The sequence below is a fragment of the Ruegeria sp. AA6 genome, from assembly GCF_056542865.1.
On the sequence record NZ_JBQGAN010000013.1, the window covers coordinates 96,354 to 109,872 of the forward strand.

16 protein-coding genes are annotated in these 13,519 nt (G+C 54.8%); 4 read left to right on the plus strand and 12 right to left on the minus strand.

Annotation, left to right across the window (positions count from 1 at the left end; genetic code table 11):
• The first annotated feature begins 386 nt into the window (after positions 1 to 386).
• Complete coding sequence (budA, locus tag ACR0LN_RS15520; RefSeq protein ID WP_480430889.1) at positions 387 to 1,181, plus strand: acetolactate decarboxylase; 795 nt, start codon at positions 387 to 389, stop codon at positions 1,179 to 1,181.
• Positions 1,182 to 1,347: 166 nt separating this feature from the next.
• Here budA and ACR0LN_RS15525 read toward each other — a convergent pair whose 3' ends face one another.
• The 11 genes from ACR0LN_RS15525 to pyk all read right to left on the minus strand — a co-directional run bounded on the left by ACR0LN_RS15525 (position 1,348) and on the right by pyk (position 11,056).
• The gene (locus ACR0LN_RS15525; RefSeq protein WP_480430890.1) at positions 1,348 to 1,782 is read right to left on the minus strand and encodes a hypothetical protein; all 435 of its coding nucleotides are present in this window, start codon (positions 1,780 to 1,782) and stop codon (positions 1,348 to 1,350) included.
• 87 nt (positions 1,783 to 1,869) lie between these two features.
• Positions 1,870 to 2,094, minus strand: a complete 225-nt coding sequence (locus ACR0LN_RS15530; protein WP_480430891.1) for an alpha/beta fold hydrolase — start codon at positions 2,092 to 2,094, stop codon at positions 1,870 to 1,872.
• Between the two features lie 118 nt (positions 2,095 to 2,212).
• Positions 2,213 to 2,680 carry a transglycosylase SLT domain-containing protein gene (locus ACR0LN_RS15535; RefSeq protein ID WP_480430893.1) on the minus strand — a complete coding sequence of 156 codons (468 nt, stop codon included), beginning with the start codon at positions 2,678 to 2,680 and terminating at the stop codon, positions 2,213 to 2,215.
• A 108-nt stretch (positions 2,681 to 2,788) separates the two neighbouring features.
• The gene (locus ACR0LN_RS15540; RefSeq protein WP_480430967.1) at positions 2,789 to 3,775 is read right to left on the minus strand and encodes a DMT family transporter; all 987 of its coding nucleotides are present in this window, start codon (positions 3,773 to 3,775) and stop codon (positions 2,789 to 2,791) included.
• A 296-nt stretch (positions 3,776 to 4,071) separates the two neighbouring features.
• A complete protein-coding gene (locus ACR0LN_RS15545) occupies positions 4,072 to 5,307 on the minus strand; it encodes an adenylate/guanylate cyclase domain-containing protein (protein WP_480430894.1) in 1,236 nt (411 codons plus the stop codon).
• Positions 5,308 to 5,468: 161 nt separating this feature from the next.
• Complete coding sequence (locus ACR0LN_RS15550; RefSeq protein WP_480430896.1) at positions 5,469 to 6,407, minus strand: ankyrin repeat domain-containing protein; 939 nt, start codon at positions 6,405 to 6,407, stop codon at positions 5,469 to 5,471.
• A 190-nt stretch (positions 6,408 to 6,597) separates the two neighbouring features.
• The gene (gene rplT / locus ACR0LN_RS15555; protein WP_152457001.1) at positions 6,598 to 6,963 is read right to left on the minus strand and encodes a 50S ribosomal protein L20; all 366 of its coding nucleotides are present in this window, start codon (positions 6,961 to 6,963) and stop codon (positions 6,598 to 6,600) included.
• 14 nt (positions 6,964 to 6,977) lie between these two features.
• Entirely contained in the window at positions 6,978 to 7,178 is a 201-nt protein-coding gene (rpmI, locus tag ACR0LN_RS15560; RefSeq protein ID WP_010443552.1) for a 50S ribosomal protein L35, read from the minus strand.
• 183 nt (positions 7,179 to 7,361) lie between these two features.
• A complete protein-coding gene (locus ACR0LN_RS15565) occupies positions 7,362 to 8,912 on the minus strand; it encodes an alanine/glycine:cation symporter family protein (protein WP_480430898.1) in 1,551 nt (516 codons plus the stop codon).
• Positions 8,913 to 8,926: 14 nt separating this feature from the next.
• Positions 8,927 to 9,364 carry a universal stress protein gene (locus tag ACR0LN_RS15570; protein WP_480430900.1) on the minus strand — a complete coding sequence of 146 codons (438 nt, stop codon included), beginning with the start codon at positions 9,362 to 9,364 and terminating at the stop codon, positions 8,927 to 8,929.
• Between the two features lie 246 nt (positions 9,365 to 9,610).
• Positions 9,611 to 11,056 carry a pyruvate kinase gene (gene pyk / locus ACR0LN_RS15575; protein WP_480430902.1) on the minus strand — a complete coding sequence of 482 codons (1,446 nt, stop codon included), beginning with the start codon at positions 11,054 to 11,056 and terminating at the stop codon, positions 9,611 to 9,613.
• Positions 11,057 to 11,189: 133 nt separating this feature from the next.
• Here pyk and ACR0LN_RS15580 point away from each other — a divergent pair, with 133 nt between their 5' ends.
• From ACR0LN_RS15580 to ACR0LN_RS15590, 3 genes are all read left to right on the plus strand, one after another.
• Positions 11,190 to 11,927 (plus strand): N-formylglutamate amidohydrolase, encoded by a 738-nt coding sequence (locus tag ACR0LN_RS15580; RefSeq protein WP_480430968.1) that lies wholly within the window; start codon positions 11,190 to 11,192, stop codon positions 11,925 to 11,927.
• Between the two features lie 59 nt (positions 11,928 to 11,986).
• Positions 11,987 to 12,226 carry a DUF6868 family protein gene (locus ACR0LN_RS15585; RefSeq protein ID WP_480430904.1) on the plus strand — a complete coding sequence of 80 codons (240 nt, stop codon included), beginning with the start codon at positions 11,987 to 11,989 and terminating at the stop codon, positions 12,224 to 12,226.
• Positions 12,227 to 12,299: 73 nt separating this feature from the next.
• Positions 12,300 to 12,614, plus strand: a complete 315-nt coding sequence (locus tag ACR0LN_RS15590; protein ID WP_480430907.1) for a DUF1244 domain-containing protein — start codon at positions 12,300 to 12,302, stop codon at positions 12,612 to 12,614.
• Between the two features lie 43 nt (positions 12,615 to 12,657).
• Here the strand turns inward: ACR0LN_RS15590 and ACR0LN_RS15595 are convergent, their stop codons facing one another.
• Positions 12,658 to 13,518, minus strand: a complete 861-nt coding sequence (locus ACR0LN_RS15595; protein ID WP_480430908.1) for a D-amino-acid transaminase — start codon at positions 13,516 to 13,518, stop codon at positions 12,658 to 12,660.
• Position 13,519: the final 1 nt, after the last annotated feature.

Here is a 13,519-nt window from a genome sequence, read left to right on the forward strand (position 1 = left end):
GGTGAGCTTGAAGCTGAAAGCCGGGGAGAGGTAAAGATCAAGGGCATTAGGGAGCCGGTCGAAGTCTTCGCTGTGGTAGCCGATAGATTTGGCGGCGAAAAAGCCTAGAAATCCTCGCAATTGGAGGGTCAAGTTTAGCTGGAAGGGGCAGGTCGCAGCCCGAACCGGTCATTCAAACTCAATCTTCGCGAGGCGTATAAGTGGGCTTGCAGGTTCGCGCCCTGGGTGGAGAGCATTCGTTCACTAGGTTCCTTACAAACCAAATGAAGGCCCGCGGAAACTAGCAGGGCCTTTGCTGTTGCCGGATCGTATGGAGAGCGAGATACTGTGCGTGCTTCCAATCCAAATTCCAAAAAATGTCCAGAAACACCGAGTGATGGAAATTCATGACTAAGGACACAGAGTTCACCTTTGCAACCGCTGCCGCCAGCCACAGCAATGAACAGCGATTTGAACCGAATGAGCATGCGCACGAGTACTATCAGACGTCGTTGCTGAGCGCTGTGATGCAGGGTGTTTACGAGGGAACGGTCACTATAGGTGATTTGCTGAAACACGGAAACTTTGGCCTCGGCACTTTCAATGCGCTCGACGGCGAGATGATTGTAATAGATGGCATAGCGTACCGGCTGGATGGCGAAGGAAAAGCAACAGTTGCAAGTGACACAGCCCTGACCCCTTATGCCGCTGTCATCAATTTCGAACCAACAGTGTTGCTTTCGCTGGATAAGACAACGGACAAACACTCCTTTGAAGGTCGACTGGATGCGCTCGCAGAAGCGAAGAACCTGTTTTATGCCGTTCGATTTGATGGGCGCATCAAACACATCAAGTATAGAAACGTCCTGCGTCAGGACAAACCCTACAAACCTCTGCTGGAGGTCGTGAAGACTCAGGCAGAATTTGAGTTGAATGACGTGGACGGTACAATTTTGGGTTTTCGGTGCCCGGACTATGCGGTGGGTATCGGTGTGCCAGGTTACCACCTTCACTTTATTTCGAGCGACTTGAGTAAAGGTGGGCACGTGCTGGATTACACCCTTTCCGGCGGTCGATTAGAAATTGACCATACATCTTCTCTGCACCTTGAGCTTCCGGAAACCAGATCCTTTTCTGACGCGAATCTGACCGCTGGCGCTTCGGCAGACAGTATCCTAAAAGCGGAAAGTAACGGTAACTAGGCACTTTTAAGTGCCCCAAATGAGCGCAATATTCCGGAGCAAAGAAAGCCGCAAAAGCTCTGGCTTTAGGAAGACGGTAGCGGCAACTGGAAGTGGAGCTTCACTACTGAGCTTTGCAAATTTCGCAATACGCAACCAAGCTTTCATCCGACTCCAATTTGTGACCTTATTTGATTTTCTTGAGTGCCACAGAAATTTTGTCCGCGAGCATTTCGGGCTGATCAACGCTCGGCCAATGTGAGGCGTTTTCTAAGGTTATCCGATTCATTTTGTTTTCTTCTAACCAACGGACAGTGCCTTCGGGGCAATTGTCAGGGTTATACAGATAGGTGATGTTTGCTGAGCGTTGCAAAACCTCACCAGGTACGTGATCTGTTGAAAACTTCCGTGCGTCGATGCCGAGTTGCCAAAGCGCCACGGGATCGGCCTTTGAGACTTCGTCGCGATATCGTCTTATGATAGGCGCGGATTTCGCCATTTCATCCAGCCGTATTAGAAACGCTCCGCGAAATTCTGCCGGGTCACTGTAGTCAGTGGCTGTCCCGGAAAAATAGGCATCTGCGGCGGTAATATTTCCTTCCAACGAAACGATGGTGGTCAAAGGGCAGTCAGCCCTGCCGGCGGCCAAGGAAGCTATGATTGAAGCGACCGAGTGGGCGACAATAATCTCTGCCTCATACTTTATTGCTTAATTTTTCACATATTGCGCTAGGGCTTCGAGAGTTGTTCTCCCAGCTAGGGGCTGAGCACCAAATCCTGGAAGATTGATGGGCAACAAACGATGGCTGACGGCAAGATGTGTCTCAGCCAATCCTTTAAACATGCTTACATTGTCGCCAAATCCCGCAACGAACAAAATAATCGGCCGATTGTCACGCACCCCTTTGAATTGGTTTGAGTGTTCGGCACACATGTCAATCTCCTGAACTTGGTCGGACGCGCAACAACACGGCTCCGTTGCAAGCTACTTTGTTTGAAGAAGGCTGTTTGCAGTTTATCGGAAGATTTGTGGAACTCCTGTGGGAAGGATGTCAACCGCAGTATTTTCGGACCTCGGTATCTCTAAGCCCCGTGGCGACGAGCATGCATCTGTTTCGGGCTTCGTAGTAATACCCGCGGGCATACCACATGACCGCTTCGGGCTCACTTCCATCTGAAACCATCCAGGCACCGCGCAAGTATTTCACGGCGTATGTCAGGTTGGTTTGCGCGTCCAAGAGGTCGGAAGCCTCTCCGCGAAACCCCATTTGGCGCGCTGTCGCCGGCAAAATCTGCATCAACCCGTAATAGGGACCGTTGCGGGCACGGGGACGATAATCGCTTTCTCGCTGGATCACTCGGTGTACAAGGCTCCGCGGCACTCCGTTTGCGTCCGCGGTTTCGTTGATCATCAGGCGCAACTCAGGGGTCTCGCCGGGATAAAGTCGGGTTATTGGCTCTGCGGGTTCATTACCGCAAGCGGCAAGAAATAGCGCAGCAAGAACAGCTGTGTATCGCATCAAAATTCTCATCCCATTAGCTATGAGCATTATCAGTGCTCAACTGCGATTGATATTCAATATCCCAGGGTATTACTGAGCGGCTTTTGGCCCGAAGTGATTTGGCATCTAGTACCGACGGTGCACTCTCTTTTCAGTAACAACGTGCCTCTTTTTTTGACGTTCACGCAAAAAGACAAACAGTCCCGCCCCCAAGATCAATGCAATGCCAATCGCGACCGGCACGTTTGGGAGTTCTCCCCAGATGATCCATCCCCAGAAAATAGCCATGGGAAGACCGACATATTCAAACGGCGCCACAGTGGCTGCGTCTGCCATGCGGTAAGCCTGGCCGAGGCAATACCCGATGATTGCAGAATTGAACCCGAGGCCGATAAACAACCATTGATCAGTACCTTCGGGCCAAACCCATGCACGCAGCAAGAAGATCAAGCTTTCGTTTTCAAACGTGCTCGCAAAACGCCCATCTCCTGCCACCGACCAGAACAACAGGCTGACAACGACAAAGCATGCCTGAATGTAAACGGCCATTGCTGAGGCTTTGGACTTTGCGCCAAGAAAACGGGTCATCACGTTGTTGAGGGCATAGGTAAACGCAGCAAGAACCGGAAGGGCATACATCAGCAGACCAACCTCACGCTCACCACCGGCCTCCCATGGGCGGGTCATGATCACAACGCCCAAGAATCCTACAAGCACGGCACCAATCCGCATCGGCCCAACTTTTTCACCAAGCAGTGGGATACTCAGCAAAGTAATCATCAAGGGGGCTACGAAAAAAACAGCGGTTGCTTCCGCCAGCGGCATTACCGCCAGGGCTGTAAAGAACGTCAGATTGGCAATGACAATCAGTAAGCCACGCAGAAGATGAAGTCCCGGCTGATCGGTTTTCAGGATGCGCCAACCGCCCTCTATCTGGACAAGGGCGAAGCTGAACCCGATCCCGATCAACGATCTTGTAAACACCATCTGGTGCAAGGGGTAACCGCCAGACAGAAATTTGATCAGCATATCATTGATAGAAATTGCCAATATTCCGATCAGTACGAACACAATACCAACTGTCGGGTTCTGTAGTTTTTGATCCGCCGTCATGGGGTGCCCTTTCTCTGGGCCACTACCACGGGTCAGAGAATAGATCACGTCGATTTGCGACACGGTAAGTCGGTCATTTGCCTGAGGCACGCATCTGCAACTGGTGGCAAACCAAGGCTAACCTCGTTCGGATCATCTTTGGACCTGAACAAATGCACATGAACGGACATTTTGAGAAGTTGGAGCCGGCTAAAGCGCTCTGCCATTCATCTCACGTACTTCTGGCAAGTCCTTTGTTATGCATCCAAGGCCAACTGCCGGTCTGCTCGGGTTAGATGACGCTTTTCATTTCGCGTTTAATCTATCGTAAACAGCTCCTGTCTTTCAGCAACACCGCGCAATCTGTATTGCCCCAGGGAAACCAGACTTGGAATGGAGTTCACCAAGTCGCCGGCCACCTTGTCGGAAACGACAATGTTCTGATCAAGCGCGTTGCACATGCCTAGAATACGGGACGTTGTATTGACTGCTGGGCCGACCACTGTGAAATCCAAGCGAGACCTACCGCCAATGTTGCCATAAAGAACATCGCCAGCGTGCAACGAAAGAGTGAAGCCGGTCGTTGGCAAACCATCTGCTTGTCGTCGTTGGTTGAGTTCGTCAAAGGTATTCCGCAACTCCGCTGCCGCGTGAATTGCGACGCGGCGCGCGTCCGGAACTTGATTGATATCGAAGATGGCAAGCATTCCATCTCCCATAAACTTCAGAACATTACCGCCATGGCGTTCAACCACGTCAACAGCTTCCGCGAAGTAATCGTTTAGCAATTCAATGATTGAATGTCCCGGAAGCGCCTCTGACAATTTGGTAAATCCTTGCAGATCAAAGTACCAAATCACCGCCGAAATCGTTTCGGATGAACCTCGCGTGATGTCCCCGGACAGCACGCGCCTACTGGCATCTTTGCCCAAGTAAGCGGCAGTTATGTCTTCAGCCATCAGCCTGTTTGCCCCACATTTCAGCGTCAGGCAAAGTGGAGATATTAGTTGACGCAAACCTTCAAGTTGCTGGCTTGTGAAGCCCCCGCTCGCGTCGGTCGTCAATGAAATAATGGCACCTTCCTCGGCCTGCATTGGGTCAACAGGCGTAGCGTTGTCCTGTATAAGGAAGAATCGTTTAACAGCGAAGTAGTCTGTGGCACCGCGCTCGCGAAGTTCATCAAAGATTGGAAAGTTAAGCTCTGGTTCTTCGACCGTCAGATCTTGTCTGATCTCTCCAACGTTGTTTGCCAAAAGATAGTAAATCGGGCTTAGAATGTATTCTTCAGGCGCATCCGATCTTCGGACAAAGTCCTCTCGCTCGTTTCCCCCATCCCTGTGCCAGCGGAAAGCGACCGTCCCAATCTCGGGATGATGAGCGCGCACAGTAATATTTGCTCTCTGAAGCGGAATCCCCGCCGAAACAAGACGCTTGCAGAATGCTTCGAGCCAGATCTCCACCGGCGCATTCTCCAAACCCTGTTGAACCAGCCAATCTGCTATGTCTTGGATGGCGGCGGTCAGTTCCCAGTTTTGGACTAAAGGAGCTGCCATGATGTCCTCTTAATGAGTGATCGAAACAGTCAATCCCTATTCTACGTCACTTCAAGGACACCTCAACTTCAATTTTTCCACGTCGCTCGCAGCCCTAAGCGGACATTCACAACTGAGCTTCGCAATACCAGCCCGCGAACAAAGTAGCCGTTCGCCCTTTGCTAGCGTGTAAGTTGGGTGAGATAGGCGATTATGGCTATCCGAGCTGTTCGATCAGGTTGACTACCACGAGTCATGTAAGTTCCGGGAACGATATTGAATGGATCGGCCAGAAAAACGTTCAATTCATCGGGTGTCCAGTATCCAGTCTGGGTCTGCATCTCATCAGAATACGGAAAGTCTTCGACTGATGCTTTGGCCCTCCCGACAACGCCAACAAGGTTGGGACCTGGATGCTGACCCGCGCCAATTTCACCAGGCCTCATGCCATGACATCCGCCGCACTCGAAAGCCAACAGGCGGCCTTCCTCAAGGTTGGCCGCTTCAAGTTCGCCTGGTTTCAGAGTGTCTACCGCTACTGGGCCAGCGCCCATCTCCCTCAAAAACGTGACCATCTCGGCTCGACCCTTCGTCCCCGCAAACTGAATTGGAGGCCAACCAAAACGATCCTGCGCGTTAATGTCGGCGCCGTTTTCTAGCAACATGCGGGCGGCTTCAATTGATCCGCGCTCGGCCGCCTGGTGGAGCGCCATAGACTTATATTCACCTGCGCGAAGGTTTGGATCAGCACCGGCTGTTAACAGTGCCGCGACAATTCCAGTGTGGTTATTCCGGGCGGCAATCCCCAATGCCGCACCCAAATCTGTCTCGGAATTAGGATCAGCACCCACTGACAAAAGGTGGTCAACCGCCTCGGCTTGCCCACGCTGGGACGCAAAGTAGAGAGGCTTCACTAACGTTTCCGGGTCTTGTTGCGAACCTTCGGGAAGAGCTTCTTTCAGGGCTGGCATATCGCCTGAAATAGCAATGGAAACCAAATCCTGAGCCGAAGCCGCGCCGGATAAGAATGCAATCAAAAAAAGCAAACGAAATCGCCAGAACAAGCACAATTGCATCGTCGCCTCCTCCTTTGAGAGACTCTGATTACAGAAGTGTACCACGTAGAGCGTACTGCGCCAAAACTAGGGTGAACTTGCAGATGAGAAACGGTATACAACTCCCGTTGGCGAATTATAACGCTCGGGCGAATGTCAATTATGGGGCCCCAAAGCGGGCCAAGTGAAATATTTGGTTGCAAAAAAGCCGCCCCAAAACGGGACGGCCTTTCATTCACTGTCTCTTTTCAGAGGATCAGGCAGTCAGAGCAGCCTGAGCTTTGGCGACGATCGCGCCGAACGCTTCCGGTTCGTGCACGGCCAGGTCGGCCAAAACTTTGCGGTCCACTTCGATACCGGCCAGGTTCAGGCCATTGATGAAGCGGGAATATGTCAGAGCCTCGTCATGCGAACGCACAGCCGCGTTGATGCGCTGAATCCACAGCGCGCGGAAGTTGCGCTTGCGGTTCTTACGGTCGCGGGTTGCATACTGGTTGGCCTTGTCGACGGCCTGACGGGCAACCTTGAAGGTGCTCTTGCGGCGGCCATAGTAACCTTTGGCGGCCTTGATGACCTTCTTGTGACGGGCGTGAGTTACGGTTCCACCTTTAACGCGGGACATCTCTTAATCTCCTCTTAGCGGTCGTAGGGCATGTAGCCCTTGACGATCTTGGCGTCGGGGGCGGACAGGGTGGTGTTGCCACGGGCGTCGCGGATGAACTTTTTGGTCCGCTTGATCATGCCGTGACGTTTGCCGGCCTGGCCAGCAAGGACCTTACCGGTCGCAGTCACCTTAAAGCGCTTTTTGGCGCTCGACTTGGTCTTCATCTTAGGCATTTCCGTCTCCTTTCAGGGTTCGGTACTAAACGCGACTCGGCATGCCATCTCGGCCGGTCACGCGATCAGAAGCGCCGTTTACGCAAGTTCGGTCATACTGGCAAGGGGGTTTAGACCAGAATCTGCGCTTTTCACAGGCTGGTAAGGCACCGGGGCAGCACAAGGCCGCCCCGGTGAGATAGCTTAGTGCTCGAACTTGCGGATCTCGCCGCTTTTCAAGCGGGCCGAGTAGCTTGCAAGCTCTTCGCGGACGACTTTCATCAGGAAGTAGAGCGCAAAGACGTTCACAACCGCCATCGCAAAGATCGCCGCATCCGAGAAGTCGATGACCGGGCCAAGGTTGGCCGCCGCACCGATCACAACGAAGACGCAGAAGATGATCTTGAACACCAGTTCTTTGGTGTGACCCTCACCGAACAGGTAGGTCCAGGCTTTGAGGCCATAGTAGGACCAGCTGATCATGGTCGAGAAGGCAAACAGAACCACCGCAATCGCCAGCACATAGGGGAACCAGCCAAAGGCGCTGGCAAAGGCCGCCGATGTCAGGCTGACGCCGGAGTTTCCGTCAACCGTGGCAATCGCGTTGCCAGCTTCGTTCAGCATGTATTTGCCGGTCTCAGGGTCGATGATCAGCTGCTGTGTGATGATGATCACCAGCGCGGTCATGGTACAGATCACAACCGTGTCGATGAACGGCTCAAGCAGCGACACAAAGCCTTCGGTAATTGGCTCTTTGGTCCGCACCGCCGAGTGTGCGATGGCCGCAGAACCCACACCCGCTTCGTTTGAGAACGCCGCACGGCGGAAGCCTTGGATCAGCGCGCCAACCATGCCGCCAGCCACGCCGAGGCCGGTGAAGGCACCCGCGAAGATCTGGCCAAAGGCCCAGCCGATCTGATCTGCGTGCATGATGATAATGACCAGCGCGGCCAGTACATACATGACACCCATGAACGGCACGACCTTTTCGGTCACGCGCGCGATGGATTTCAGGCCGCCCACGATCACTGCGAACACGATGCCCGCAAAGACCAGACCGGTGATCCAACCGGGATAATCGCCCGTGATGCCCGCGATCTGCTGGTGTGCCTGATTAGCCTGGAACATGTTGCCCCCGCCCAGTGCACCAAGGATACAGAAGATCGAGAACAGAACGGCCAGAATCTTGCCGCCCGGCAGGCCCAATTCCGCGAACCCTTTGGACATGTAGTACATCGGACCGCCCGAAACCGTGCCGTCTTCGTACTCGTTCCGGTATTTCACACCCAGCGTACATTCGGTGAATTTCGACGCCATGCCCAACAGGCCCGCGACAATCATCCAGAACGTAGCACCCGGCCCGCCGATGCCGACGGCCACCGCCACACCGGCGATGTTACCCAGACCGACCGTACCTGATAGCGCGGTCGCGAGAGCCTGAAAGTGGCTAACCTCACCCGCATCGTTGGGGTCAGAATAGTCACCTTTGACCAAGCTGATCGAGTGGCCAAAGAAGCGAAGCTGCACAAAGGCAAAATACAGCGTGAACACAGTCGCCGCGACCACCAGCCACCCGACAATCCACGGAAACCCTGTTCCGGGGAAGGGCGCGAAGATAAAGCTGACGAAGGGGCCAGTGAAATCGGCAAAGGCCTGATTGATCTTGTCATCCAGACCCGGCGCGTCCTGCGCCATTGCAGGAGCGGCGGCTAGGGCGGCGGCGGTCGCCACCCCCAAGTGTGTAAACTTATTCATTTTCGTCACTCCCCTCAGTTCACAACAGTGACCGGTACATCGGCATGCATAACCAGGTTTTGGGTCGAACTGCCAAACAGTCGCTTTTTGAACCCGTCCGCCGAGGCGCGCCCGACGATGATCTGGGTGCCACCGTTCTCAACCGTGATTGAGTTCAGTGTCTCGGCCACGTCGCCATGGCGCACGATACCCTGCGCCGTGAAACCGGCCGCGTTCAGAGCATCCACCGCCGGGGTGACGATCCGTGTCGTGGCCAGCTTGATCTCTTCCTCTCGGCGCTTATGCCGCAGAGCGTTTTCTTCTGGGGTTTGAAAAGCAAATGGGGACCATTCGATTACATAAACCACTAGTAACTCACATGAACCGATGCGCCCGGCCAAATCCTTGGCAAAGGCAATCGCACGTTCCCCGGTTTCTGTCCCGTCCAGTCCGATGACAATTTTCGTTGTCATGACGTTCCTCCGTTATCGTTGATTTTACCGGGGCCCGTGCCCCCGGCAGGGCAGCCGGAACTTGGAACTTATTTGATTAGACCGCCCATGCGGACAAGTATCCGGGAAAATCCCCGAAAAACAGAGAAGAATTTGCCGGACTCAACCCTGAGTCCGGCTTTTTATTGATTTTATTGATTTTTTTTTGCCTAAATATTGGGCAAAAACTAACATGCAGCTTTTGGATCAGCGGCTCAATCGCCCCAATCAACCCGGATCAGTGTTGTAGATCAACCGCTCGTCACAAGGTGCGATGCGCAGGATATTGGTGGTTCCGGGCACGTTGAAGGGCACGCCGGCTGTTACCACAATCTGATCCGTTTCAGACGCAAAGCCACCGGCGCGGGCTGCGCGGGCTGCGTTGACAACGGCACCTTTGAACCGCTCAAGCTCGGGGGTCATAACGCAGTGACAGCCCCAGCTGAGGCACAAGCGACGGGCAGTACCGGTGGCGGGTGTCATGGCAATGATCGGAACCCCCGGACGTTCCCGCGCGGTCAACAACGCCGTGGTGCCGCTTTGGGTGAAACAGCAGATAGCCTTGATGTCGGTCTTTTCCGCAATCTCGCGCGCAGCGGCAACGATCCCGTCCGCAATCGTGGTACCTTTGGCGGTGCGCGAAGCAGAGATGATCTGGGTATAGGTCGGGTCGGCCTCAACTTCGATGGCGACCTTGTTCATGGTCTGCACGGCCTCAATCGGATACGATCCAGCGGCGGATTCAGCACTCAGCATGATGGCATCGGTGCCCTCATAAATGGCGGTGGCCACGTCGGAAACCTCGGCCCGGGTTGGCATCGGGCTTTCGATCATGCTTTCCAGCATCTGGGTCGCCACGATCACCGGCTTGGCGGCCCCGCGGCATTTGCGAACCAGACGTTTCTGGATCGGCGGCACGGCCGAGACTGGCAGTTCTACCCCCAGATCACCGCGTGCGACCATGATCCCGTCCGAGGCATCGAGGATGTCATCAAATGCTTCAACTGCAGCGGGCTTTTCGATCTTGGACAGGATCGAGGCACGGCCATCGGCCAAAGCGCGCGCTTCGAATACGTCTTTGGCGCGCTGCACAAAGCTCAGCGCCAGCCAGTCGACGCCCAGTTGGCAAACAAACTCCAGATCGTCGCGGTCCTTGGCGGACAGAGCCGCCAGCGGCAGCACCACGTCAGGCACGTTCACGCCCTTGCGGTTCGAGATCGTGCCGCCGACCTCAACTGTGCAATTGGCAAAATCCTGGCCGCAATCTTTGACGGTCAAACGGATTTTGCCGTCGTTCACCAACAGGCGTGCGCCGGGCTCCAAAGCCGCGAAAATCTCGGGGTGCGGCAGGCAGACCCGGTTGATGTCCCCTGCGGCGGGATCAAGATCCAGCCGGAAAGCCGCGCCCTCTTCCAGTTCCTCTGCATCATTGGCGAAAACGCCGACACGCAGTTTCGGCCCCTGAAGGTCGGCCAAGATCGCGATCGGGCTGTCCAGGTCTTTTTCAACCTGACGAATGATCCGGTGCCGTTCGCGAATTTCATCATGACTACCGTGGCTCATATTCAGGCGGAACACGTCCGCGCCTGCCTCGTGCAGCGCACGGATAGTGTCGTAGTCATTGGACGCCGGACCCAGCGTCGCCACGATTTTTACATTTCTCAGGCGTCGCATTGGTGTCGTTCTCCTGACGTCTTTCTTTGGATTCGCAAAAATGTTACCGCAAACATTGCTTCAGGGCGCTTATTGCGCAATTCCATTTCCAAAGCAACTGCCCTACACCTGCGACAAACTAGATGACAGGCTTATGACGTATTCTCCGTTTTTTATCCACGGCGCTGATCGCCCTTCGCGCTGGCTGATCACATGCGATCACGCCAACAACACTGTACCGCCGGACATCAATGGCGGAGACCTCGGCCTTCCGCGCGAGGATATGGAGCGTCACATCGCCTATGACGTGGGTGCCTACGAGGTATCGAAACATCTAGGCGAGATACTGAACGCCCCTGTTATCGCAGCAAATTTCTCGCGCCTTGTGATCGACCCGAACCGGGGCGAAGACGACCCGACCCTGCTGATGAAGCTCTATGACGGGTCGATCATCCCAGGCAACCGCCGCGCTGATGCCGCCGAGCGCGAACGGCGTCTGAACATGTGTTACCGACCCTATCACGAGGCGCTGGAACGGATGGCGGGCCTTCCACACGCCGTGATCGTTTCGATGCACTCGTTCACCCGCCAACTGCGTGGCCGAGAGCCGCGCCCATGGCATATCGGCGTTCTGCACACCCCGGACGAGCGATTCTCGCGCCCATTGATCGACCGGCTTGAGGCCGAAGGCGACCTGTGCGTCGGCGTCAACGAACCCTACACGGGCGTTCTGCCCGGCGACGCCATTGACCGGCATTGCACCACCCATGGCCGCCCAAACGCGCTGATCGAACTGCGCAATGACCTGATTGCCGATCACGCAGGGCAACGCGCCTGGGCAGAGCGTTTGGCCGTTATCCTGCAGGATGCTTTGACTGACAGCGGCCTTTGATCACACCTCATTGTGAGGCAAGTCTTTGATCCCCATATATTAAGGGAAAGGAGACGACCGTGACTCAGGAATTTCTGACAACTGTTTTCGGCTGGATGGCCGTGCTCAACATCGGGTTTCTATTGCTCAGCACAGTGATGATTGTCCTGATGCAAGACTGGGTTGCAGGAATACACGGCAAAATGTTCCAGATGGAGCGCCCAGACGTGAAACGGGCATATTTCCGGTATCTGGCAAATTACAAGATCCTTACACTGATCTTTTGCATCGTGCCGTGGCTTGCCTTGAAACTGGCCTGAAACGTCGTTTGTTGAAACATCGCCGCCGGACCGCTAGGTCAAGGGCAATGACACTGTCTTCCGGAGCCCGATCATGGACAAGCAAACCGAAATCGAACTTCAGGCCGCCGCGTTCCGCCGGCTGCAAAAACACCTGATGGAAGATCGCACCGACGTTCAGAACATCGACATGATGAATCTGGCCGGGTTCTGCCGCAATTGCCTGTCGCGCTGGTATCAGGAAGCGGCCAATGAAAAAGGCATTGAGATGGGCAAGGACGAAGCCCGTCAGATTTTCTACGGCATGACCATGGATGAATGGAAGGCGAACTATCAGACCGAGGCCAGCCCCGAGAAACAGGCCGCCTTCAAGGTCGCCTTCGACGAGAACGTTACGAAGAAGGGTTAAGCCCTTAAATGAAGAAGGCCCGCAGATTTGGCGGGCCTTTTCTTTAGATCGCTGCCTTGCGGCTTTCGTCCAGATAGATCTCGCGCAGGCGCTTTGATATCGGGCCCGGCGTTCCGTCACCCAAGGTCACGCCGTCAATCTCGACCACAGGCATAACAAAAGCGCTGGCCGAAGTGGTAAAGGCTTCATCCGCCTCTTTCGCCTCATCAATGGTGAACAGGCGTTCTTCGATTTCCATCTGCGCCTCAGCCGCCATACGCAGCACCGCCTTACGGGTGATACCGTGCAAGATGTCGTTCGATAGCGGGCGAGTGACAATTTTGCCGTTCTTGACGAAGTACGCGTTATTGCTGGTGCCTTCGGTGACATAGCCGTCTTCGACCAACCACGCATCGTCACAGCCCGCTTTCTTTGCCATCATCTTACCCATCGACGGATAGAGCAGCTGGACGGTCTTGATGTCACGGCGACCCCAGCGGACATCCTCGATCGAGATGATCTTGGCACCCTTCTTAGCCGCAGGACTGTCAGCCAAGCCGGGTTTGTTCTGGGTGAACAGCACCAGGCTGGGTTTGGTATCGGCGGGCGGGAACACGAAATCCCGGTCGCCATCCGAACCCCGACTGACTTGCAGGTAGATCAGACCCTCTACAACGCCGTTCAGCTCCACCAGCTTGCGGTGGATTTCCAGCAGTTCTTCCTTGGTGCAGGGCTCGGCCATCTCCAGCTCGTCCAGAGACCGCTTGAGGCGCACCGCGTGGCCTTCGAAATCGATCAGCTTGCCGTCCAGAACGCTGGTGACTTCGTAAACAGCGTCAGCAAACAGGAAGCCACGGTCAAAGATGGACACCTTGGCCTCGGTCTCGGGCAGGTATTCGCCATTCACGTAAACGGTGCGGGTCATG

Coding starts and splice junctions, on each gene's coding strand:
- budA (WP_480430889.1), top strand. CDS start 387: ATGACTAAGGACACAGAGTTCACCTTTGCAACCGCTGCCGCCAGCCAC.
- ACR0LN_RS15530 (WP_480430891.1), bottom strand. CDS start 2,094: ATGTGTGCCGAACACTCAAACCAATTCAAAGGGGTGCGTGACAATCGG.
- ACR0LN_RS15535 (WP_480430893.1), bottom strand. CDS start 2,680: ATGCGATACACAGCTGTTCTTGCTGCGCTATTTCTTGCCGCTTGCGGT.
- ACR0LN_RS15540 (WP_480430967.1), bottom strand. CDS start 3,775: ATGACGGCGGATCAAAAACTACAGAACCCGACAGTTGGTATTGTGTTC.
- ACR0LN_RS15545 (WP_480430894.1), bottom strand. CDS start 5,307: ATGGCAGCTCCTTTAGTCCAAAACTGGGAACTGACCGCCGCCATCCAA.
- rplT (WP_152457001.1), bottom strand. CDS start 6,963: ATGTCCCGCGTTAAAGGTGGAACCGTAACTCACGCCCGTCACAAGAAG.
- rpmI (WP_010443552.1), bottom strand. CDS start 7,178: ATGCCTAAGATGAAGACCAAGTCGAGCGCCAAAAAGCGCTTTAAGGTG.
- ACR0LN_RS15565 (WP_480430898.1), bottom strand. CDS start 8,912: ATGAATAAGTTTACACACTTGGGGGTGGCGACCGCCGCCGCCCTAGCC.
- ACR0LN_RS15570 (WP_480430900.1), bottom strand. CDS start 9,364: ATGACAACGAAAATTGTCATCGGACTGGACGGGACAGAAACCGGGGAA.
- pyk (WP_480430902.1), bottom strand. CDS start 11,056: ATGCGACGCCTGAGAAATGTAAAAATCGTGGCGACGCTGGGTCCGGCG.
- ACR0LN_RS15580 (WP_480430968.1), top strand. CDS start 11,190: ATGACGTATTCTCCGTTTTTTATCCACGGCGCTGATCGCCCTTCGCGC.
- ACR0LN_RS15590 (WP_480430907.1), top strand. CDS start 12,300: ATGGACAAGCAAACCGAAATCGAACTTCAGGCCGCCGCGTTCCGCCGG.
- ACR0LN_RS15595 (WP_480430908.1), bottom strand. CDS start 13,518: ATGACCCGCACCGTTTACGTGAATGGCGAATACCTGCCCGAGACCGAG.